The organism is Devosia polycyclovorans, from assembly GCF_042181575.1.
GTDB classification, from domain to species: domain Bacteria; phylum Pseudomonadota; class Alphaproteobacteria; order Rhizobiales; family Devosiaceae; genus Devosia; species Devosia polycyclovorans.
In genome coordinates this window covers 3,244,626-3,265,510 of record NZ_CP170082.1, presented here as the reverse complement: position 1 = coordinate 3,265,510, position 20,885 = coordinate 3,244,626, and the positions used below count along the sequence as shown (strand labels likewise).

General features: G+C 61.8%; 24 protein-coding genes. 13 read left to right on the top strand and 11 right to left on the bottom strand.

The features are described from left to right. Nucleotides 1–5 precede the first annotated feature (5 nt). On the top strand, nucleotides 6–239 hold the full coding sequence (locus ACE4RL_RS16290; protein WP_375598154.1) for a hypothetical protein: 234 nt from the start codon (nucleotides 6–8) through the stop codon (nucleotides 237–239). A gap of 54 nt (nucleotides 240–293) precedes the next feature. Then, complete coding sequence (locus tag ACE4RL_RS16285) at nucleotides 294–1,217, top strand: glycine--tRNA ligase subunit alpha (RefSeq protein WP_375598153.1); 924 nt, start codon at nucleotides 294–296, stop codon at nucleotides 1,215–1,217. A 15-nt stretch (nucleotides 1,218–1,232) separates the two neighbouring features. Here ACE4RL_RS16285 and rnk read toward each other — a convergent pair whose 3' ends face one another. Continuing rightward, a complete protein-coding gene (rnk, locus tag ACE4RL_RS16280; protein ID WP_375598152.1) occupies nucleotides 1,233–1,640 on the bottom strand; it encodes a nucleoside diphosphate kinase regulator in 408 nt (135 codons plus the stop codon). A gap of 310 nt (nucleotides 1,641–1,950) precedes the next feature. On the opposite strand from rnk, the gene ACE4RL_RS16275 reads away from it, so the two are divergent. The 4 genes from ACE4RL_RS16275 (at nucleotide 1,951) to ACE4RL_RS16260 (ending at nucleotide 7,582) form a co-directional block, all read left to right on the top strand. Then, complete coding sequence (locus tag ACE4RL_RS16275; protein ID WP_375598151.1) at nucleotides 1,951–2,505, top strand: LemA family protein; 555 nt, start codon at nucleotides 1,951–1,953, stop codon at nucleotides 2,503–2,505. A 5-nt stretch (nucleotides 2,506–2,510) separates the two neighbouring features. Next, nucleotides 2,511–4,418, top strand: a complete 1,908-nt coding sequence (locus ACE4RL_RS16270; protein ID WP_375598150.1) for a DUF2207 domain-containing protein — start codon at nucleotides 2,511–2,513, stop codon at nucleotides 4,416–4,418. Between the two features lie 80 nt (nucleotides 4,419–4,498). Continuing rightward, nucleotides 4,499–6,523 carry a glycine--tRNA ligase subunit beta gene (gene glyS / locus ACE4RL_RS16265; protein ID WP_375598149.1) on the top strand — a complete coding sequence of 675 codons (2,025 nt, stop codon included), beginning with the start codon at nucleotides 4,499–4,501 and terminating at the stop codon, nucleotides 6,521–6,523. A 66-nt stretch (nucleotides 6,524–6,589) separates the two neighbouring features. Further along, nucleotides 6,590–7,582: a DUF808 domain-containing protein gene (locus tag ACE4RL_RS16260; protein WP_375598148.1), complete on the top strand. Its 993-nt coding sequence runs from the start codon at nucleotides 6,590–6,592 to the stop codon at nucleotides 7,580–7,582. Here ACE4RL_RS16260 and rnhA read toward each other — a convergent pair. The 3 genes from rnhA to ispH are packed head-to-tail and all read right to left on the bottom strand — an operon-like array spanning nucleotide 7,566 to nucleotide 9,521. After that, nucleotides 7,566–8,036, bottom strand: a complete 471-nt coding sequence (rnhA, locus tag ACE4RL_RS16255; protein WP_375598147.1) for a ribonuclease HI — start codon at nucleotides 8,034–8,036, stop codon at nucleotides 7,566–7,568. The two genes, ACE4RL_RS16260 and rnhA, sit on opposite strands and share 17 nt — an antisense overlap. Further along, nucleotides 8,029–8,553 (bottom strand): GNAT family N-acetyltransferase, encoded by a 525-nt coding sequence (locus ACE4RL_RS16250; protein ID WP_375598146.1) that lies wholly within the window; start codon nucleotides 8,551–8,553, stop codon nucleotides 8,029–8,031. Before ACE4RL_RS16250 ends, rnhA begins: the two co-directional genes overlap by 8 nt. After that, the gene (ispH, locus tag ACE4RL_RS16245; protein WP_375598145.1) at nucleotides 8,550–9,521 is read right to left on the bottom strand and encodes a 4-hydroxy-3-methylbut-2-enyl diphosphate reductase; all 972 of its coding nucleotides are present in this window, start codon (nucleotides 9,519–9,521) and stop codon (nucleotides 8,550–8,552) included. Before ispH ends, ACE4RL_RS16250 begins: the two co-directional genes overlap by 4 nt. 120 nt (nucleotides 9,522–9,641) lie before the next feature. On the opposite strand from ispH, the gene ACE4RL_RS16240 reads away from it, so the two are divergent. The 3 genes from ACE4RL_RS16240 to ACE4RL_RS16230 all read left to right on the top strand — a co-directional run bounded on the left by ACE4RL_RS16240 (nucleotide 9,642) and on the right by ACE4RL_RS16230 (nucleotide 13,803). Continuing rightward, nucleotides 9,642–11,912: a putative PEP-binding protein gene (locus ACE4RL_RS16240; protein ID WP_375598144.1), complete on the top strand. Its 2,271-nt coding sequence runs from the start codon at nucleotides 9,642–9,644 to the stop codon at nucleotides 11,910–11,912. An 83-nt stretch (nucleotides 11,913–11,995) separates the two neighbouring features. After that, the gene (locus ACE4RL_RS16235) at nucleotides 11,996–12,550 is read left to right on the top strand and encodes a hypothetical protein (protein WP_375598143.1); all 555 of its coding nucleotides are present in this window, start codon (nucleotides 11,996–11,998) and stop codon (nucleotides 12,548–12,550) included. 347 nt (nucleotides 12,551–12,897) lie between these two features. Continuing rightward, nucleotides 12,898–13,803 (top strand): cell wall hydrolase, encoded by a 906-nt coding sequence (locus tag ACE4RL_RS16230; protein WP_375598142.1) that lies wholly within the window; start codon nucleotides 12,898–12,900, stop codon nucleotides 13,801–13,803. Between the two features lie 13 nt (nucleotides 13,804–13,816). Here ACE4RL_RS16230 and ACE4RL_RS16225 read toward each other — a convergent pair whose 3' ends face one another. The 3 genes from ACE4RL_RS16225 to ACE4RL_RS16215 all read right to left on the bottom strand — a co-directional run bounded on the left by ACE4RL_RS16225 (nucleotide 13,817) and on the right by ACE4RL_RS16215 (nucleotide 15,911). Next, nucleotides 13,817–14,272, bottom strand: coding sequence for a hypothetical protein (locus ACE4RL_RS16225; protein ID WP_375598141.1), 456 nt, complete (start codon nucleotides 14,270–14,272; stop codon nucleotides 13,817–13,819). A gap of 113 nt (nucleotides 14,273–14,385) precedes the next feature. Continuing rightward, on the bottom strand, nucleotides 14,386–15,003 hold the full coding sequence (locus ACE4RL_RS16220; RefSeq protein ID WP_375598140.1) for a hydrolase: 618 nt from the start codon (nucleotides 15,001–15,003) through the stop codon (nucleotides 14,386–14,388). Nucleotides 15,004–15,071: 68 nt separating this feature from the next. Further along, a complete protein-coding gene (locus tag ACE4RL_RS16215) occupies nucleotides 15,072–15,911 on the bottom strand; it encodes a YgfZ/GcvT domain-containing protein (RefSeq protein ID WP_375598139.1) in 840 nt (279 codons plus the stop codon). 86 nt (nucleotides 15,912–15,997) lie between these two features. On the opposite strand from ACE4RL_RS16215, the gene ACE4RL_RS16210 reads away from it, so the two are divergent. From ACE4RL_RS16210 to ACE4RL_RS16200, 3 genes are all read left to right on the top strand, one after another. Further along, complete coding sequence (locus ACE4RL_RS16210) at nucleotides 15,998–17,332, top strand: dihydroorotase (RefSeq protein ID WP_375598138.1); 1,335 nt, start codon at nucleotides 15,998–16,000, stop codon at nucleotides 17,330–17,332. Between the two features lie 91 nt (nucleotides 17,333–17,423). After that, nucleotides 17,424–17,930 carry a ferritin-like domain-containing protein gene (locus ACE4RL_RS16205; RefSeq protein WP_375598137.1) on the top strand — a complete coding sequence of 169 codons (507 nt, stop codon included), beginning with the start codon at nucleotides 17,424–17,426 and terminating at the stop codon, nucleotides 17,928–17,930. Between the two features lie 12 nt (nucleotides 17,931–17,942). Next, entirely contained in the window at nucleotides 17,943–18,134 is a 192-nt protein-coding gene (locus tag ACE4RL_RS16200; RefSeq protein WP_375598136.1) for a hypothetical protein, read from the top strand. A gap of 19 nt (nucleotides 18,135–18,153) precedes the next feature. On the opposite strand, the gene ACE4RL_RS16195 is transcribed toward ACE4RL_RS16200, so the two are convergent. From ACE4RL_RS16195 to ACE4RL_RS16185, 3 genes are all read right to left on the bottom strand, one after another. After that, nucleotides 18,154–18,432, bottom strand: coding sequence for a hypothetical protein (locus ACE4RL_RS16195; protein WP_375598135.1), 279 nt, complete (start codon nucleotides 18,430–18,432; stop codon nucleotides 18,154–18,156). 94 nt (nucleotides 18,433–18,526) lie between these two features. Continuing rightward, nucleotides 18,527–18,853: a TIGR02301 family protein gene (locus ACE4RL_RS16190; RefSeq protein ID WP_375598134.1), complete on the bottom strand. Its 327-nt coding sequence runs from the start codon at nucleotides 18,851–18,853 to the stop codon at nucleotides 18,527–18,529. A gap of 141 nt (nucleotides 18,854–18,994) precedes the next feature. Next, nucleotides 18,995–19,396 carry an NUDIX hydrolase gene (locus tag ACE4RL_RS16185; RefSeq protein WP_375598133.1) on the bottom strand — a complete coding sequence of 134 codons (402 nt, stop codon included), beginning with the start codon at nucleotides 19,394–19,396 and terminating at the stop codon, nucleotides 18,995–18,997. A 63-nt stretch (nucleotides 19,397–19,459) separates the two neighbouring features. Here ACE4RL_RS16185 and ACE4RL_RS16180 point away from each other — a divergent pair, with 63 nt between their 5' ends. Continuing rightward, nucleotides 19,460–20,209, top strand: coding sequence for an SOS response-associated peptidase (locus ACE4RL_RS16180; protein WP_375598132.1), 750 nt, complete (start codon nucleotides 19,460–19,462; stop codon nucleotides 20,207–20,209). A 62-nt stretch (nucleotides 20,210–20,271) separates the two neighbouring features. Here ACE4RL_RS16180 and ACE4RL_RS16175 read toward each other — a convergent pair whose 3' ends face one another. After that, nucleotides 20,272–20,835, bottom strand: a complete 564-nt coding sequence (locus tag ACE4RL_RS16175; RefSeq protein ID WP_375598131.1) for a hemerythrin domain-containing protein — start codon at nucleotides 20,833–20,835, stop codon at nucleotides 20,272–20,274. Nucleotides 20,836–20,885 lie beyond the last annotated feature (50 nt).

The window sequence follows — 20,885 nt, the reverse complement described above, 5'->3', positions numbered from 1 at the left end:
CTGCCATGCTGTTGCGCGTTCTGATTTTTGCTGCCATCGGTCTGCTGATCTATTTCGGCATCCGCCGCATCTGGAGGGATTGGACCAACAAGTTCAATCACGACGCCGAAGAAGCCAAACGCATTGCCCGCGAACGCGACCGCGCCGAACGCGCCAAGCCCGGCGTCATCGACCTCAAGCGCGGCGAGGACGGGACCTATCGGCCGCGGGACGGGAATGATGCCGACAACCGCCATTGACCACTCCGGCGCACCCCACTAGAGCTTTGTCCGCTTCATTGCAGGACTTTTGACATGACCTCTCGCCCCGCCCACATGGACCCGAAGAATTCCTTCCAGGGTCTGATTCTGACGCTGCAGCAATTCTGGGCGGAGCAGGGTTGTGTGGTCCTGCAGCCCTACGACATGCAGATGGGCGCGGGGACTTTTCATACGGCGACGACATTGCGCGCTTTGGGCCCGAAACACTGGAAGGCCGCTTATGTGCAGCCATCCCGCCGCCCCACCGACGGACGCTATGGCGAGAACCCCAATCGGCTGCAGCACTATTACCAGTTCCAGGTGATCCTGAAGCCCTCGCCGGACAATATTCAGCAACTCTATCTCGACTCGCTCGCCGCCATCGGGCTCGACGCCTCCGTCCATGACATTCGCTTTGTCGAGGACGATTGGGAAAGTCCAACGCTTGGTGCCTGGGGGCTTGGCTGGGAATGCTGGTGCGACGGAATGGAAGTCAGCCAGTTCACCTATTTCCAGCAAGTCGCGGGCTTTGAATGCTCCCCCGTGCCGGGCGAAATCACCTACGGGCTGGAACGCCTCGCCATGTATGTGCAGGGCGTCGAGAACGTGTACGATCTCAACTTCAACGGCCGTTCGGGCGATGAGAAGGTCACTTATGGCGACGTCTTCCTGCAAAATGAGCAGGAAAGCTCGAAATACAATTTCGAGGCGGCCGACACCGAAATGCTGTTCCGCCACTTCGAGGATGCGGAAAAGGAATGCCGCGCCATTCTCGAAAAGGGCGCCGAGGGCAATCGTCAGACGATGGCCATTCCGGCCTATGAGCACGTCGTCAAGGCCTCGCACAATTTCAACATGCTCGATGCGCGCGGCGTAATCTCGGTCACAGAGCGCCAGAGCTATATCCTGCGCATCCGCGAACTGGCCAAGGCCTGCGGCCAGGCCTGGCTGCAAACCGCCGGCGGCGGCGCGGAGTAACCGCGCCGCTTAGCGTCAGGCCTCTACCGACGTTTCCACCTTCAACACCGTCAGCTTGTGCCGCTTGTCGGCGCGGTCGTGCCAGGTGATGGACTGGCCGGCCTTGAGGCCGATCAGCGCAACGCCAATCGGAGTGAGCACGGAGATGCGGCCCTGCTCGATATCGGCGTCCACGGGGTAGACAAGCGTCACGCTCTGCTCCTGCCCGGCATTTGTTTGATAGGTCACGCGCGACCCGATGCGCACCACGCCGCCAGGCAGCTTGGCATCATCAACGACCTTGGCGCGATCAAGCTCGGTCAGCAGGGTTTCGGCCAGGTCCGGATTGCGGTCGAGTGCCGCCTCGCCCAGCGCATAGAGCTTGGTATGGTCGGCCTTGCCCAGGGTGAGCGGCGGGGTCAGATCGCGGCGGATTTCAGTCATTGGACTTACCTTTCGAAAGCGCCCCTGGCGCGCGCATCAGAGCAGCGCTGGCAGGGGGAATTGCTAAATGGGGGAACTTTGCGCCGGCGGCGGAACGGAAGTGTCCAGAAGCCCTAAGCAGGCTCCGGCGCGGGCATGCCTAGGGTAGATAGCTTGCGTGAAGAAAGCTGCAGCGATGCCATTGGCGCGTGTTCATAGTCTAAAAGCTAGGGCTTGGCGGCGGGAAGTCAAGCCCGCCGATCAAACCGTCGTTGCAAAGCCCCGGCCACAATGCCAGTTTGCGCCGCACATTGCTTGAGGGAGCGCAGCCATGGAATGGGTCATTCTTCTGGTCGTTGTCGGCGTGGCCGGCTACGCCATCGTCATCTACAATTCTCTGGTCTCGAACCGGCAGATGGTGCGCGAGGGCTGGTCGGGCATTGACGTGCAATTGAAGCGCCGCACCGATCTCATCCCCAATCTGATGGAAACGGTAAAGGGCTATATGGCCCATGAGCGTGAAACGCTCGACGCCGTGGTCAATGCCCGCGCCAAGGCCACCAGCGCAACCTCGGCGGGGCCGGAAGCCCGCGCCAAGGCCGAGGGCGAGCTTTCCGCGGCCCTCGGACGCCTGCTGGCTATTGCCGAGGCCTACCCGGACCTTAAGGCTAATACCACTTTCCTCGAATTCCAGACCGCCTTGCAGCAGGTGGAAGACGAAATCCAGATGTCGCGGCGCTACTACAACGGCGCCGTGCGTAACCTGAACATCCAGGTGGAAAGCTTCCCTTCCAACCTGGTCGCCGATGCCTTCAAGTTTGAGCAGGCCGAGTATTTCGAGCTCGAGAACGAGGCCGAGCGGGCTGTCCCGCAGGTGAAGTTCTAAGCCTCATGCCTCTTCTGTCTAGACTGATTGCTGCCCTCGCGCTGATCGCTGCGCTGGCCGTGCCCGCGTTGGCGCGCGAGGAGATTCGCGCCTTTGCCTCCGATGTCGAACTGCTGGCCGACGGGTCGGTCAGTGTGCTCGAAACCATCGACGTCAATGCCGAAGGCAACCAGATCCGGCGCGGCATCTATCGCGACATCCCGGTCACCATGATCGGGGAGAGCGGACACAAGATCCGCATTGACCTCGATGTCGTGGCAGTAACACGCGGCGGCCAGCCCGAAATGTTCCGTGTGGAGCGCATGGGCGATTTCCGTCGCATCTGGATCGGTGATCCGGACGTTTTCCTGCGTCGCGGCGAGCATCGCTACACCATCTCCTACACTATGGACCGCATGGCGCGGCCCACCGCCGATGGTTCCGGTGATGAACTCTATTGGAACGCCACCGGCAATTACTGGGACTTTCCCATTGTGACCTCGGTGGCGCGTGTGCGCTTGCCGGACGGCGCTGTTATTGAGGACATGGCCGCTTATACAGGCGTTGCCGGCTCCACGGGCCGCGATGTGTCATTGGCTCGCGAAAGCGATACCACGGCCATCTTCCGGACCCAGCGGCAACTAGACCCCGGCGAGGGGATGAGCTTCGCCGTGTCCTTCCAGAAGGGCGTGGTGACTTATCCCGAAGGGATGGAAGCCCTCCTGCAAACCGCCTCGGACCTGCGCGAAGTCTGGCTGCCCGTTCTCGCGGTCCTCCTGCTCGTGGCCTACAACTTCGCCGCCTGGATGCGGGTGGGGCGCGATCCGCCAAAGGGCGCCATCATTCCGCTGTTTCATCCGCCGCGCGACTTCTCGCCTGCGCTGACCCATTTCGTGCACAAATGGGGATTCTCCAATTCGGGCTGGACCGCCATGACGGCAGCCATCTTCAATCTGGGCGTTAAGGGACTGGTTACAGTTCGAAACCCTGGCAAGACCTTGACGGTGGCGGTGACCGGCAAGCGGCCAGACCAAAAACTGCCCATCGGTGAACAGGTGCTGTTCTCCTATTTTGAAGGCAAGGGCGCGGTCACATTCAACAAGGCCAACGGCAAGGATCTGGGCACCAAGCGCACTGAGTTCACCAGCGCCATCGAAAGCGAGAACCGCAAGATCTGGTTCAACCACAATTGGGGCTATGCCGGGTTCGGTTTCCTGCTTGCGGCAGCCATGATCGTAGCGATGGTGGTGTTCGATGTGCTCGAACCCGTCTGGCTCTTCGTTGCGGTGTTTGCCGGCGTTTTCTTCGGCGTGATCGGCAGCGTCATCTTCGGTGTTGTCAAGTCCGGCGGCGCTATCCAGCGCTTCCTAGCCCTGTTTTTCGTGGCCGTCTTCGGCTTCAACTTTGCGGGGGGCGCACTTGAGACGTTCTCGAGCATCAGTATCAATTCGGCCGCGCTGGCAGCGGGCTCCATGGTGCTGATCTGCGTGATCTTTACCGTACTGCTGCGCGCACCAACCGTGCAGGGCCGCAAGCTGATGGACCAGATCGAGGGGCTCAAGCTCTATCTCGAAACGGCCGAGAAGAACCGGCTCAACATTGTCGACGAGCCGCCCATGACGATCGAGCGCTTCGAGCGGCTTTTGCCCTATGCCATAGCACTGGGCGTCGAAAAGCCCTGGTCCGAGCATTTCGAGGCCGAGCTGGCCCGCAATGCAGTGCGCGACGCCGACAAAGGCACCTATACGCCGCACTGGTATTCGGGCGGCCGCTCCTTCAATTCGGGCAATATCGCCAAGGCCGTGTCCGGCGCTTCGGCTGGCATGGCCGCTGCCATGGTCGCGGCCCAGCCGGTCCAGGCCAGCTCGTCCGGCTCGGGCGGTGGCGGTTTCTCGGGCGGCGGCGGAGGAGGAGGCGGTGGTGGTGGCTGGTAGCCAAACTACCTCCGTGCCAATAGACATCACTGCGCCCTCACGCTAAGCACGCACACGCCTTCAATAACCGGTTGCCTTCCATGCCCGAATTGCTGCTCGAACTCTTCTCCGAGGAAATTCCCGCCCGCTTACAGCGCCGCGCGGCCGAAGATCTCAAGAAAGCCGTCACCAATGCGCTGGTCGATGCGGGTCTGGTCTATGAAGGCGCCAAGGCTTTCGTGACACCGCGGCGCCTTGCGCTATCTGTTTCCGGTCTGCCGGTCCGCTCGCCCGACACGCGCGAGGAAAAGAAGGGCCCCAAGGTAGGTGCGCCACAACAGGCCGTTGACGGCTTTCTGCGCTCGGCGGGCCTCACGTCCATTGACGAAGCCAAGGTCGAAAGCGACCCCAAGAAGGGCGAGTTTTATGTCGCCGTGATCGAGAAGCCCGGGGCGGACGCTGTCGAACTGCTTTCAACCATCCTGCCCAAGGTGATGAACGATTTTGGCTGGGCCAAATCCATGCGCTGGGGGTCGGGCAGCTTCAATTGGGTGCGTCCGTTACGCGCCATCACCGCCACATTCGGCACCGAGAACGACGAACCCATCGTCGTGCCCTTCGCCGCGGCCGGTCTGGAGTCCGGCCAGACCACGTTCGGACATCGTTTCCTCGCGCCGGACGCCATCCGCGTGAAGCGCTTGGAGGATTATCAAATCGCCCTGGAGCGCGCGAAAGTCGTGCTCGATATTGACCGGCGCAAGGACATCATCCGCACCGACGCCGACAATCTCGCCTTTGCGCAGGGGCTGACCGTCATCCATGATGAAGGTCTGCTCGAAGAGGTGGCCGGGCTGGTCGAATGGCCCAATGTGATGATGGGCTCGTTCGACCCCGAATTCCTCAAGCTACCCGAAGAAGTCATCATCGCTACCATTCGCGCCAATCAGAAGTGCTTCTGCCTGCGCGATGCCGACGGCAGGCTGGCGCCCAATTTCATCATCACTTCCAACACCATCCCCGCCGATGGCGGCGCGGTCGTGGTTGCGGGCAATGAGCGGGTCATTCGCGCCCGCCTGTCCGATGCCGCCTTCTTCTATCAGGGGGATCTCGCCATTCCGCTCGAGCACGGCCTGCCCAAGCTCGAGGACATGGTGTTCCACGCCAAGCTGGGCAGCCAGTTTGCCATGGTCGAACGCCTTGTTCATCTGGCGGCGGAAATCGCCCCCAAGGTTGGTGCGGACATTGACCTTACCAAGCGTGCCGCCATGCTGGCCAAGGCCGATTTGGTCACAGGCATGGTCGGGGAGTTCCCCGAACTGCAAGGCCTGATGGGCCGCTACTATGCGACCGCCCAGAAGGAACCCGCCGCCGTCGCGACGGCAATCGAGATGCACTACAAGCCGCTCGGCCCTTCCGATCGCGTGCCGACCGAGCCGGTTTCCATCGCGGTGGCCTTGGCCGACAAGCTCAACGTGCTCTCCGGCTTTTGGTCGATCGATGAAAAGCCGACCGGTTCGCGCGACCCGTTTGCGCTGCGCCGTGCGGCCTTGGGTGTCATTCGCATCGTCACCGAGAACGGGTTGAAATTCCCGCTTGAGGTTGAGCCGGACCTGCTCGCCTTCTTCCATGATCGCTTGAAGGTATCCCTGCGCGACGCCGGTGCTCGGCACGATCTGGTCGATGCTGTCATTTCCGCCGATAGCAACGACATTCTGCAGATCGCCCAGCGCGCCGAGGCCCTGTCCAGCCTGCTGGCCACCGATGATGGCGCCAATCTGCTCGCCGGCTATCGCCGTGCCGCCAATATCCTCGCTGCCGAGGAGAAAAAGGACGGCAAGACCTATGCCGGTACCATCGACCAATCAGCCCTGAAAGTGTCGGAAGAGACCGCGCTGGCCCTCGCAGTCGATACTGTCCACGCGGCCGTGGCCGCCCATGTGAGCAAGGACGACTACAAGGGGGCTATGACAGAGCTCGCCACCCTGCGCACTCCGGTCGATGCCTTCTTTGAAGCTGTTCTGGTCAATGACGCCGATCCGGCTGTCCGCGGCAATCGCCTCAACCTCTTGGCCCGCCTGCGCGATACCATGCATCTGGTGGCCGATTTCGGGAAGGTCGCGGGCTAAGGCAGGGAACCGGGCGGGGTTTGCCCGGTTCATCAGTCTCCTTGTCCTCAAGTCTGCAGGTGTCTCATGTCGGTCGGCCTTCTCGCGTTCCTCGATGACATCGCTGGCCTGGTCAAGGTCGCCGCAGCTTCTCTGGATGACATTGCCGGGCAGGCCGCCAAGGCCAGCGCCAAGGCAGCAGGCGCCGTGATCGACGACGCGGCCGTGACCCCGAGCTACATCAAAGGGTTCAAGGCCGAGCGGGAGCTGCCCATTGTCGGGCGCATCGCCTGGGGATCGGTCAAGAACAAACTGATCTTCCTGCTTCCCGCCGCGCTGCTGCTGTCGGTTTTCCTGCCCTGGTTGATCACGCCGCTGTTGATGATCGGCGGGGCCTATCTTTGCTATGAAGGCGCCGAAAAGGTCTTTCACCTCTTTGCGCCGCACGAGGCTGAAAGGCACGAGGCCTCGATAGAGCACACTGCCATCTCCCCGGCCTCGCTCGAAGAGCGGAAAATTGCCGGTGCCATCAAGACCGATTTCATTCTGTCCGCCGAAATCATGACCATCATCCTCTCGGCTATCGAGGTGGACGATTTCTGGACCCGCGCTGCCATTCTCGCGGTCGCGGGTGTGGGCATTACGGTCCTCGTTTATGGCGCGGTTGCCTTGATCATCAAGGCTGACGACGTGGGCCTGTGGCTCGCCAGATCGGCACGCACCGGGTTTGGCCGGGCGATAGGGCGCGGGATTGTTGTGGCCATGCCGGTCTTCATGCAGGCTCTGAGCCTGGTTGGCACCGCTGCCATGACCTGGGTCGGCGGCAGCATTATCGTCCATGGACTCTACGAATTCGGCGTATCCGGCCCCGAACACATCATCGAGGCCGCCGCCCATTGGGCCGAAGGGACGTTTCCTGCCGTTGCCGGTCTCGCCGGATGGCTCGCCACCGCATTGGTCGACTTCATCATCGGCCTGGCGCTCGGTGCCCTGCTCATTCCGGTAGTGGGATACGCCATCAGCCCGGTCTGGGGGCGTGTCAAACGCCTGCTACCCAAGCAGGCTAAAACGGCGGGGTAAAACCCTCGGCCTTCTTTTTCTTGAATGGCGCCATGCCTTCGCGGGCGAGCTCGTCAGCGCGCTCGTTCAATTCGTCACCCGCGTGCCCCTTCACCCAGTGCCACTTGATGGTGTGCCGCTTTGTAGCCTCATCAAGCGCCTGCCACAGCTCGACATTTTTCACCGGCTTCTTGTCGGCAGTGCGCCAGCCATTGCACTTCCAGCCGTGCATCCAGCTCTGCACGCCATTCTTGACATATTGGCTGTCGGTATGGAGGTCCACCGCACATGGGCGCGTCAAGGCATTGAGCGCTTCGATGGCGGCGGTCAGCTCCATCTTGTTGTTGGTGGTCAGCGCTTCGCCGCCCTTCAATTCCTTGCGATGCGGCCCGAATTGCAGAATGGCACCCCAGCCGCCTGGGCCCGGATTGCCCGAGCAGGCCCCATCGGTATGGATGATCACACCATCAGACATGGTGCGGCCGCCGGTAGATATGGAACTGGCAGGTAAGCCCATTCGGCTCGACCTCGACATGTGTTTCTTCCATGCCGATCTTCTTGAGGACGGCGAGGGAAGGGGCGTTTCTGGTGTCGGCGAAGCCGATGAAATGGGGCGCGGCGGTTTCCCGGAAGATCCAGTCCCGCAGGCCCGCCGCCGCTTCCGTCGCATAGCCCGCCCCGTGATAGTCTTCGAACAGGGCGTAGCCTATCTCGGGTTTTCCGGTGCGGGGATAAATGCCATATCCGGCGCGGCCGATGAACTTGCCGTCGCTCTTGCGGGTCAGCCTCAACTTGCCCAATTGCCGGGTCTCGAACAGTTCGATCCAGCCGCGAAGCGCGGTTTCGGCCTGTTCGCGCGTCCAGGGCGCCCCGCTCAGGCTCAGATAGCGCGACACATTGGGATTGCCGTGCAAAGCCAGCAGATCGTCAAGCTGGTCCATCCGCCAGCCGGACAGCACCAGCCGTTCGGTTTCGAACAGATCAAGGCTCATCGACCAGAGGCCGCTTCCAGATTGCGCAGCACGCGGGGGATATTGAAGGCGATGTTTTCCTCGGCCGTGGTCTTGGTTTCCACTTTCACTTCATAGCGTTCAGCGAAGGCATCGATCACTTCTTCAACCAGGCTCTCGGGCGCCGAGGCACCGGCGCTTACACCCAGGGAAGTGATGTCGCCATACAATGACCAGTCAATTTCGCTGGCCCGGTCGACCAGCGTCGCAATCCGGCAGCCACTTCGCAAAGCCACTTCCACCAGACGCTGCGAATTGGATGAATGCGGCGAGCCCACCACGATCATCGCATCGACCAGCGGCGCGACGGCCTTGATGGCCTCCTGCCGGTTGGTCGTCGCATAACAGATGTCTTCCTTGTGCGGGCCGTTGATGGACGGAAAGCGCGCCCGCAGGGCCGCAACAATTTCGCGCGTGTCATCGACGGAAAGGGTCGTCTGCGTCACAAAGGCCAGCGTCTCGGGGTCCTTCGGGGTGAAGGCATTGGCGTCATCCACCGTCTCAATGAGCGTCACGGCTCCCGCCGGGAGTTGGCCCATTGTGCCGATCACTTCGGGGTGACCGGCATGACCGATCAGTACGATCTCGTGCCCTTCCTCGAAATGTCGCGAGGCTTCCACATGCACCTTGCTGACCAGCGGGCAGGTGGCATCGAGGAAAAACATGTTGCGCGCCTTCGCATCGGCCGGCACGCTTTTTGGGACGCCATGGGCCGAGAAAACCACCGGTGCCTCGGTCTCTGGGATCTCGTCGAGTTCCTCGACAAACACCGCGCCCTTGGCCTTGAGGCCTTCCACTACATATTTGTTGTGCACGATGGCGTGGCGCACATAGACCGGTGCTCCATATTTTTCGAGCGCCAGTTCCACGATCTGGATCGCGCGGTCGACGCCAGCGCAGAATCCGCGCGGGGCGCAGAGTAGAATGTCGAGGTGCGGCCTTTTTTCCATGGCAGGAGAGATGCTTTCCTGGCTTGTGCAAGTCAAGTGCTGTTGCAGGCAGGGCAGGGCATGGGCAATATGCAGCACAGTATTTGACCGGGACGGTTCCAGGTGAGTTTGGCGCAGGAAATGTTTGCGATTGCCCCGGCAACGGGGAAGGCGAACCTGAGCGCTGGTCAGCTCAAACTGCTCACCGGCAAGTCCCGCTGGATATTCCGCGTTGGCGAAGCGGGTTTCCCCACGGTTCCAACCATCGCCATAACCCGCGCTGCCTGGGAAGAATTGCAGGCCGAACGCACCCGCCGAGACACGCGCCTGCGCACCCATTGGGTCGCCTGCCTCTACAAGCTTGTGGCCAAGGATGGGCCGCCGCCCCAATTGGTGGTGCGCACATCGGCTTCTTCGCACAATAGCGGTCTGGCTCCAGCCCGGCTGGGCATCGCCGCACCCACCGCGCCTGAAGACTCGGTTGATCCCACCCGGCCGCTGGCCAAGGCGATCAAACAGGCGTTTGAGAGCTACGGCTTCTTCGGCGGCGGCTGGATCGCCCCGCGCAATGAAGATGATCGCGCTCGCCAGATCGTGCTGGTGCAGGCAGTGGCCGATGGCGACATCGAACAGTTCCTCACCCGCAACGCCACAACCGGTGCCCTGGGGCCAGCACCACTCAACGGCAGCCCGCTGCCGCGCCTGCCCGAAGGTGTCGGGGCGCTGGTTGAACTGCTTGACGCCAAGGCGGGGCGGCATATGGCGTGCCTTGTCGCTATCAACAAGGGCAAGGTGACATTCCTTTCGGCCCGCCCGGTTCAGGCCAGCGCCGGCGCGGAACTGCAGGCCGCCGTGGAACGGGTGGAACGCCAGGTCTGGACCCCGCATGGCGCCGTTTCGCGCGTGGATCCCAGCCGGCTGGCCCTGATGCTGCATCCACGGCTAAAAGCACCCGAGGAGGCGACCCCAATAGCCATGGGCCTGGGCGTCTCCCCTGGCGCGGCCAGCGGCATCATCACCTTCAATCCTGACGACGCGGCGCGCCTGCGGGCCCGCGGCAAGCATTGCATCCTGGTGGTCAACGAGACCGGTCCGGCCGACATTGAGGGCATGAAGGCCGCCACCGGTATTCTCACCGCCCGCGGCGGCATGTCGAGCCATGCCGGCGTTATCGCCCGTATCACCGGCAAGCCCTGCGTCGCCGGGGTGCGCAGCCTGACTGTTGATACGCTTGAGATGGTCTGCCGCATCGGTGACAGGACCTTCCACGCAGGCGACCGGCTCACCATCGATGGCACCGATGGCGCCGTTTATCTCGGCAATCTCCCTTTGGCGCAGCCCCAGATCGGCGGGGCCATCGGCACACTTCTGGGCTGGTCGGACGCCAGCCGCAAAATTTCCGTGCGCACCAATGTCGAAACGGTCGAGTCGGCGCAGACCGCGCTGAGCTTCGGTGCCGAAGGCATTGGCCTGGCCCGATCCGAACATATGTTCTTCTCGCCCGAGCGTATGGTGGCGCTCAGGCGCATGATTCTGTCCGAGGACGAGGACGCCCGCTCCCGCGCCATTGCCGGACTGATCGATTTTCAGACTGGCGACTATTCGGCCCTGTTTTCGGCCATGCAGGGCCTGCCGGTCACCGTGCGCCTGTTCGATCCGCCGTTGCATGAATTTCTGCCGCGGACTGACGAGGAAATCGAGGAGACGGCCGCCTCCCTCGGCGTCGCCGTGCGAGCCTTGCGCCTGCGGCTTGAACGCATTGCCGAGATCAACCCGATGCTGGGCCATCGTGGGGTCCGACTGGCCATCACCTACCCTGAAATACTGCAAATGCAAATGCAGGCGGTGGTTGCCGGGGCTAGGGCCGCCAGCGAAACTCAGAAGCAGCCGGTCGTCGTCGAGGTCATGGTGCCATTCGTCTCCACGGCTACCGAGGTCTCCTGGGTGCGTGAGCGGATCACTACCATCCTCGACAATGCCGGCATGGGCCGCACCGATCGCATCCGCGTTTCCTTTGGCACCATGATCGAATTGCCGCGGGCCTGCCTGCGGGCAGGCGACATCGCCTCCATGGTTGATTTCATCTCCTTCGGCACCAATGATCTGACCCAGACCACCTTTGGTATTTCGCGCGACGACGCGCCGGCCTTTCTTGCCGCCTATCAGCGCAAGGGCATTTATGAGCGCGATCCCTTCGTGACCATTGATGAAAAGGGCGTGGGGGAAATGATCGCTATTGCCATTGCGCGGGGCAGGGCCGCCAATCCACGCCTCAAGGTTGGCATTTGTGGGGAACACGCGGGCGATCCCGCCTCCCTGCGCTTCTTTGCCGGTTTGGGCGTCGACTATGTCAGTTGCTCACCCTATCGTGTACCGGTAGCCCGGCTGACCTTGGCGCAGGCTTCGGCTTAAATAGCTGCCATCGCATACCTATATGCGATGTATGACAGAACCGGCCGCAACGTGCCGGGACAGAGGGGAAGGGCCCTGCGTTCGTGAGAAGTTTTGCACTCTTTCTGGCGCTGCCAGTGCTTTTTGGACTAATGCAGCCAGCTTTGGCGCAATCGGGTGCGCAATGTGCGCCCATCGACAACGATGCCGAGCGCCTGGTTTGCTACGACGAGATTTTCCGTCCCGGTGGCGTGGTTCCCGAAGCGACCGGCGTTACCCTGCAATCCGAGCAGCTCATTCCCGCCCGCCCCACTGGCCGTGCCCCGGCGACCATTACAGTCTTCTGTGAAGCTGATATTCTGAAGGTCGCCTTCGGTTTTGCCGGCAATTCCATGTCTGCGCTTGGCAGAGATACGGGCATTACTCTGCAATATGACCTGCAGCGCGCCAGAAGCTCGACCCTGCCCGTCAACGAAGACAATACGGCGATCCTGATCGACAATACGCGGGATGCGCGCACATTCCTGGACGGATTGATCGGCGCGACCAATCTGACCGTTCGGGTGACCCCAGCCACCACCCGTTCGCTCTCTGTCCGCTTCCGCGTTGCCGACTTCGCCGATGAAGTCGCCCCCGTCATTGCAGCTTGCGGGCAATAGTTCCATCACGAAACACTTTGTCGCACCCCTTGCCGCAGGGTGGCCATAAACGCGCCCTCTGCGTGCCTCGAACCCCATTTACTCAGCGCTAACCTTAATAACCGATCATCACGACTGTCGGCATTTGAGCGTCACATTTGCCGGGCTTGAGTTGTGTTGCGTAGCGTTGAGTAGAGTTTATGGCCCTTTCCCACCGGCCGGCCGCGTCCAAGCGCCCGGTCAGAGCGGTTAGCCGAATAGTTGTTGTCGCAAGGACGATTGCGATCCTGCTTGTGGCCCCTGTTGCTTATATAGGCCTGGCTGGCGCGGCATTCGGGCCCGGTTCGGCGCCTCTAGGCACTGCGGGCTTGCCCGGCCACACCCAGCCCATCGAGATTGCTCAAGCCAGCCTCAGCTATTCTGGCGTTGATCCCATCATCACCGGCTCCGTCGACCATCTCTTTGAAACCGCCAGCTTCACCGGCCCCAACAGGGCACTGAAGACTGACCGGGTGCGCCCCGCGGTGGATGCCCTGGCAATCTCCAGAAGCTTTGAACAGGCCCGACTGCAGATTGCGGCCCTGCGCGCACCTGCAGATCCGGCTGCCTTTGGGCAATCCAGCATAGCCGGGGTGGGTGAAAGCGACGCAACCGACGCCGGTCCGCGCATTTCGGTAGCGTCGCTGCACCCCAACGCGGCAGCTGCGCTTGACGCTATCGCAAGTGTCGCCCCCAAGGCCGAAGGCGAGACCCTCGCCGACGTCACCCTGCCGGTGTCCGTGCCCGAGCAACTGGCCTATGCCCGCGCCAGTGCACCCGCCACGGTCACCGAGCTTCAAGGCGAGCCTATGGCCGGTCTGTCAGACAAGGAACTCTGGTGCCTGGCCACAGCCATCTATTTCGAGGCGCGCGGGGAAGTCTATCGCGGCCAGGTCGCCGTGGCCCAGGTCATTCTCAATCGCGTCAAGGATCACCGCTATCCCGACACCATCTGCGGCGTCGTGTTCCAGAACCAGAATCGCCGCAATGCCTGCCAGTTCTCCTTTGCCTGTGATGGCATTCCCGAGACAGTCACCGAGCGCCGGCCTTGGGACCAGGCCGAGGAAATTGCGGCCAAGGTCACGAGCGGCGAGCTCTACCTCACCGAAGTGGGCGACGCGACCCACTACCACGCGACCTATGTGCGGCCCGCTTGGGCGCCGCGCATGACCAAGGTCACCCAGATCGGGCTGCACGTGTTCTACAAGTTCAAGCGTGGCTGGCTGTTTGGGTAACCGACGCCGAACACTAGGGCAGGGCGGGACCGCTGAGGTGGATGAAGGAATTGCCGGCACGGGTGGACAAGCTGTACCAGCGCCCATTGGTCCAGAAACGTACGTGGTTCTGGCGCCACCACGGAACCACCTCGGTGACTTCGATGCCGGGATATTGGACGTGCCTGGACGTTAGTCCGTCGGTCGAATAGGTGCCCGTCGCCGTGGTCGTGATGCTGACACGGCTGACTCGTCCGCCTTCGATCTTGGTCACCGTCGTGCTCGATATCGGATCGGTAGAGACCCAGTCGGCATACTCGACCTCATAGGTGCGGTCATCGAACTTCACCAGCTTGTCAGTGTCGAAGCCCGCCGGCATTTCGTCGGCGAAGGCGTCCACCACATAGCCCGGACCGATAGCGGCGATCGCAGTGGCACAGACGGCACCCAGGGTCATGCCCAACAGCATTTGGCGAGTCGGCAGGTTCATGGCAGGCGCTCCAGACTGTTCCACTTCGGCACAGGTGCTTTAATGGATCAGTAACCATGAAGTGCCCTCAGCGCACCGCGAATCTTAACCTAAGGTTAATTTGTACAAGCCGTTCAGGCCGCAGAAATATCGCTGCTGATGGCCTCGAATGCGGCAATAAAACGCTCATGTGCCTGTTGCGTCGGCCAGGGGCGGATCAGCCGGTCAAACGCGTCCACATCGAAAGCAGACTGGCTGGGCACGCCGAACAGCCGCCGCGCCTCCGGCGGATCGAAACCGGCCAGATTGGTGGCCTCGAAGAAAGCTGCCTCCTGATCGGCCTTTTTTACCAATCTGTTGACGGCGGCCGGCATCGTGGCCGGCAGGGAAAAGCGCAGGAAAATCGCCGCCAGCAGGCCCTTTTCGACCTCCTTGTAGCTGCCGCCGATCACCGCCTTGAACGGCGAGATGATGTCACCGACCACATATTCGGGCGCGTCATGCAGCAAGCACTGCAGTTGCGCGACCGGCGCGGCATCCGGATTGGCGGCGCGGAAAAGTTCCAGCACCAGCACCGAATGCTGCGCGACGGAAAAGGGATAGTCGCCAATGGTTTGCCCGTTCCAGCGGGCCACCCGCGCCAATCCGTGCGCGATGTCGGAAAGCTCCACATCGACGGGCGAGGGGTCCAGAATATCGAGGCGGCGGCCAGACAGCATGCGCTGCCAGGCCCGGTTGCTTTGGCGGGACATCAGGTACGAATTGGTTAGCAGACTGTTGACGCTGACCTTAGCAGATGAGGCCGATTCGAGAACTTTGGCTACTCGTCCGTCTCTGGCCCGCCATATTGATAGTTTGCCCAGCCCGGCAATGCGATCTGCACGGGCTTGCCGGCCACGGTCACCCCTTCGAGATCGGTGATTCGGTCGAGCCGCACAATGGCGACGGACTTGCCATCCACCACCTGGCCGATGGTCCCCGCTTCGCGGCCATCGGCAACGACAGCGCTCCCGGCCGGGGCTTCAATACCGGAGACGATCACCGGCCGCCGTCGCGCCGTACCGCGATGCTTCATGCGGCTCACCACTTCCTGGCCTACATAGCAGCCCTTGGCAAAGTCGATGCCGTCGAGCAGGTCCATGCCGATATCGTGGGCGAAGACTTCATTGGCGGGAAAGTCGTTGCCTTGATGAGCGATACCCGTGGCAATGCGTTGGTCCTGATAGAATGTGTCGTCCTGCACCCAGTCGCTGGTGGCCTCGACCGGTGCAATGGCGCGCCACCCCATGCCGAGCGGACCCAGCCGATCCGTGTGGCGAAGGCCTTGGGGCTCCTCGCCTTGTGCAAATCCAACGCGATGGGTCTCACGCAGGTCGTCGATCACCACCTGGGCGCGCAAGCGGTACATTTTCATGCGCTTGAAAAAGTCGTCGGCCACGGATTGGTGGACATCGAGCCAGAGCGCATCCTCGGCAAATCCTGCCAGACCTTCGGCCAGGATCTTGCCCTGGGGCGACAGCAGCGCCCAGGCCGCGGCCAGCTCCCCGATGCCATCGCCGGTGCTGGGAATTTCACCCGTGACAACGTCATTGAGAAGCCGATGCGCCTCGGGGCCAGAAAAGCGGAACAGGGCGCGGTCGGCACGCAGATGGATGCTCATGTGGCTTGCCTCTTCGGATGCCCGTCCGGTATGTCCGACTGGTCACATGACGCGGCTTACAAAACCAGACAGGCGGGACGGAAGACATGGCGCAGTACGACACGATTTTCAAGAATGCGACCGTTGTGAACCAGGATGGCGAGGGCCAGGCCGATATCGCCGTCAAGAACGGGAAAATCGTCGCGCTCGGCACCGTGGACGGCAGCGCCGCCGACATCGTGGACTGCAAGGGCCTGCATATCCTACCCGGTGTCATCGACACCCAGGTGCATTTCCGTGAACCCGGTCTGACGCACAAGGAAGACCTTGAAAGCGGCTCGCTTGGCGCCGTCATGGGCGGGGTGACGGGTGTGTTCGAAATGCCCAATACCAATCCGCTGACCACCACCCGCGAGACCTTCGAGGCCAAGATCGCGGCGGGCACCAACCGCATGCATTGCGACTTCGCCTTCTATGTCGGCGGCACCCACGACAATGTGGCTGAGCTGCCCATGCTGGAAAAGCTGCCGGGCTGTGCGGGCGTCAAAGTGTTCATGGGCTCCTCCACCGGCTCGCTGCTGGTGCAGGACGATGCCGGGGTGGAAGCGATCCTCAACGCCATTTCCCGCCGCGCTGCCTTTCACTCAGAAGACGAATTCATGCTCGAAGAGCGCAAGGGTCTGCGTGTACCAGGCGACCCATCGAGCCATCCTGTCTGGCGCTCGCCCGAAGTCGCCATGAGCTGCACCACGCGGCTGGTCAACCTGGCCCGCAAGACTGGCAAGCGCATCCACGTGCTGCATATCTCGACCAAGGAAGAAATCGTCTACCTTGCCGATCACAAGGATGTGGCGAGCGTCGAGGTCACCCCGCACCATTTGACGCTAGACGAAACCGCCTATGACCGTTTGGGAACATATGCGCAGATGAACCCGCCGGTGCGCGACAAGGCGCATCGCGAGGGTATCTGGAAGGGCGTTGCCAATGGTGTGGCCGATATTCTTGGTTCCGATCACGCGCCGCATACGCGCGAGGAAAAGGACCATCCATACCCACAGAGCCATTCGGGGATGACCGGGGTTCAAACCCTTGTCCCGATCATGCTTGACCATGTCAACGGGGGCAGGCTCACCCTGCAGCGCTTTGTCGACATGACCAGCCATGGCCCCAACCGGCTGTTCGGCATCGCCGGCAAGGGCCGTATCGCGGTGGGCTATGATGCCGACCTGACCATTGTCGACATGAAGCGGCGCGAAACCATCACCAATGATTGGATAAAGAGCCGCGCTGGCTGGACACCCTATGACGGGGTCACTGTCACCGGCTGGCCCGTTGGCACCATCGTGCGCGGCAACACAGTGATGTGGGAGGGCGAGCTAGTGACGCCGGCAAAGGGCCAGCCGATGAATTTCCTCGAGTCGCTGTCGCCTGGCAGAACCTAGGTCATCGCGGCCAACCCGGCTGCCGGGCACATGGTGATGGAGCTTATCGCTGGGTTATTGCGTTAGGCGGGCATTTGATCGGAGAGTTTCAATGCCCAATACCCAGGACATTTACATTACTGGTCTGCGCAACGCCCACGCCATGGAAAATCAGGCGCTGTCGATCCTGCGCCCCCAGGTGAAGCGGATCGAGCATTATCCCGAAGTAGCCGAGCGGATAGAGCAGCATATTGCCGAGACCGAAAGGCAGATTGATCGTCTAGACCAGCTGCTGGAGCGCGTCGACGGGGACCGTTCTGCTCTCAAGGACACGGCTCTGAGCATGGCCGGCTCCATTGCAGCCATTGGGCACACAATGGCGCCAGATGAGATCATCAAGAACAGCTTCGCCAACTTCGCCTTCGAAAACTATGAGATTGCCGCCTACAAGTCGCTGGTGGCGCTGGCCGAAGGAAGTGGTGAAGCCGAGGCCGTCTCGCTCCTGCAGGCCAATCTCGACGAGGAATTGGCCATGGCCGAATGGCTGGACACGCAAATTCAGCCCCTGACCTTGCGTTACGCCTCGCTCAGCAGTGGCGGCGTCGACGCAAAGAACTGATGGATCCGGCCGATGAACAGCAACCATAATGGCGAAGTCAGGTCAGAGACCGACCGCTACATCACCGAGAGCGGACAGGGCCCGGCCGAACGTTTAGCGTTTGGCCGCGGCTATACCAGCATCATCCGCATCGCGATCTTCGTCGTGCTGTTCATCGCCATCGGCGGCACGATCTTCTATCTGGCTGGCAGCAGCAACGGCTAAACTGCCTGGTGGCAGATCGCTACTGCAGAATCCGGTCCAGATTGTATTCGCCATTGCGGATACGCTCAGGAAGCAGCGCGACCAGGTCAGCTGTAGCTTCATCGCCGTGCATTTTCACGAAGGTCGCGAGCGCGGCAAACAGGGAGGCATGCGCCAGAGAGGCGGATTCCAGCCCGTCTTCCTCGGCGCTGTTCCACGCCTCCGCCAGATATTCAAGCGCAAGCTGCCGTTCCGACTGGCTACGGTCGAACGGGCCGATCCCGGATGCGGGCGAAAAAATGGACTTGGACGTGCTCATGATGCGGGCATAGCACGCCTCGACGCTCCCCGTACGGAGGAAGTAAGCCGAAGGTTAACAGCGAGTGCGCAATTACGTGGACCCTTCCCTGGGCCTATTCGGCAAAGCGCGTGTGGATCTCCCGCGCCAGCTTCTGTGCCTCTTCCAGAAGTCGTGCGAGTGCCGCACGCGAGGATGGCGTGCATTGCCGGTGCAGCCGGGAAAAGGCGGAATAGCCGGTGTTGAAGGCCCCGGCCAGGCGCTGCCTGCGGTCATCGTCCGGTTCATCCAGCGCAATCAGCTCCGCCGCCTGGGCACGCCAGTCCTCGGTGCCCGTTTTACACAGCGGTTCGAGAAAATAGAGACTGCCCATGATCTCGGTCAGCCTCTCCATCTGTCGCTGATAAAGCGGGTCAATGGCGTGAGCGGGAGATGCAAGCATGAGGACGACCGCTATCCCACCAAGCAATCCGTGGAGGCGAGAACCTCCACCCATGATCCTGCCCCACAAGGGGGAGGGGATTGAGGGTGGGGTGGGGCCGCGGGCAGCATCGCGTGGGTTCAACTCGTCCATGTCCGCCTTCTACCAGCTTTGCCCTAAAACCTTGAAGCACTCTCTGATCACGTCATCGAGCCTTGAGGTGGTTCGCAGCGCAGGGAGCATGCCCGGGTCGGCCCATTTGTGATCGCTGATCTCCTCCGAAGGGCGGATGACGCCCGAGAAGTCGGTGGTGGCAAAGACCGCCAGGCGATAGGTGCCGTCGCGGCCCAGCGATTGGGTCATGGCATGGCGTGGATTGCGAATGGTAAGGCCCAGTTCCTCCTGCACCTCGCGGACCGCGCATTGCTCCACTGTTTCTCCGGGGTCCATACGGCCACCCGGAAAGGTCCAGAGATTTTGGTAGGGCGCGAGTGCGCGCTTGATCACCAGCACCTTGCCGTCTCGGACAAGGGCAACGCTGGCAGCATTGGGGAGGTCGGTCATGACAAGCCGGTTTGCGATTCGTGTTCCAAGAGCTTACCTCTGCCAGAGTAAAGGAGACACGCCATGTGCGGCCGCTACGCCTCGACCTTACCACCCGAAATGATGGTTGAGCTGTTCAAGCTTTTGAACAGCATCGAGATCGTGCCGCGCTACAACATCGCGCCCACCCAGCCTATTGCCGCCATTTGGGAAGCGGAAGGCCGCCGCGAGGCGCATTTTGCGCGCTGGGGCTTTGTGCCCCACTGGGTCAAGGACCCGCGCGAATTTCCGCTTCTGGTCAATGCCCGCGCCGAAAGCATGGCCGAGAAGCCTGCCTTCCGCGACCGCGTCAGGCATGGCCGCTGCCTCGTCCCGGCAAGCGGTTATTATGAGTGGCACACCGGCCCGGACAAGAGGAAGCAGCCTTACTACATCACCCGCACAGATGGGCAGCCCATGGCGCTGGCCGGGCTCTACTCGGTCTGGATGGGCCCCAATGGTGAAGAGATCGATTCAGTGGCCACAATTACCGTCGCCGCCAATCCTCAGCTTTCACAAATCCATGACCGCATGCCCGCGATCCTGCTGACGGAGCAGCAGCAAGACGATTGGCTTAATGTCCGCGACGTGCGCGCGCATGAGGCGGTTCAGATGGCGCTGCCGCTCGAGGATGGTGCGCTGAAGTTCCATCCCGTCTCGACCAGGGTCAATTCCGCCCGCGACGATGATCCCGGCCTGATCGAGCCGGTGGACCTGGCAAGGCAGGAGCCGCCGGTGGAAAAGCCCAAGCCGAAGAAGGCCGCCGGCGGCGGCGGGCAGATGGATCTGTTCTGAGCCCCCGTTCTGTTCCTCTCCCCGAGGGGGAGAAGAACAAATTCGGCCCGTGCCCTTGCCCCCTAAACCCCGATCTCGAAATAGCCCAGTGCGTCGCCGATGGATTCTTCCTCGTAGTGGAGGTGGCTGAGCAGCACTTTTTCCAGCGCCCGGAACACGGTCACGGCATCCTCGAAATTGGATGGCCCCGGCGCATCGGCCAGGGCAATCAGCGCGTCAATCAGGCGCTCGAGCAATTGGTGCACTACCACATGCTCGGCCTGCAGCCGGTCAGCAATGGCCTTGAACGCCGGCCCTTGTGCGGCAATGCCGGGGAAGATGGCATAGTCCTCAATCGAGTGGTGGCCATGCACGAACTGGCAATACTGCCCGCACAACGTGCCGAAGCGCCGGTAATTGGACACCATCACCAGCTCTTCGGTTTCGGCCTGAATCTCTTCGGCCGTCGCTTTGCCCTGGGAGGCGCGTTCGATCAGCCGGCCGAGCACCACCATGTTCTCGCGCAAATGATCATGAATCATCCTCAAATGCTCGCCCGGCGCCTTTTGCGCTTCGGTCACACCGTCAAGCTTGGGAATGGCAGGACGCGTAGCGTCGTCGAGGAATTGTATGTCTTTGAGCAGCATCGCCCAGACATGGTCCGGGCGGGAGGGAGGTGCAAGAAGGCACACGCAAG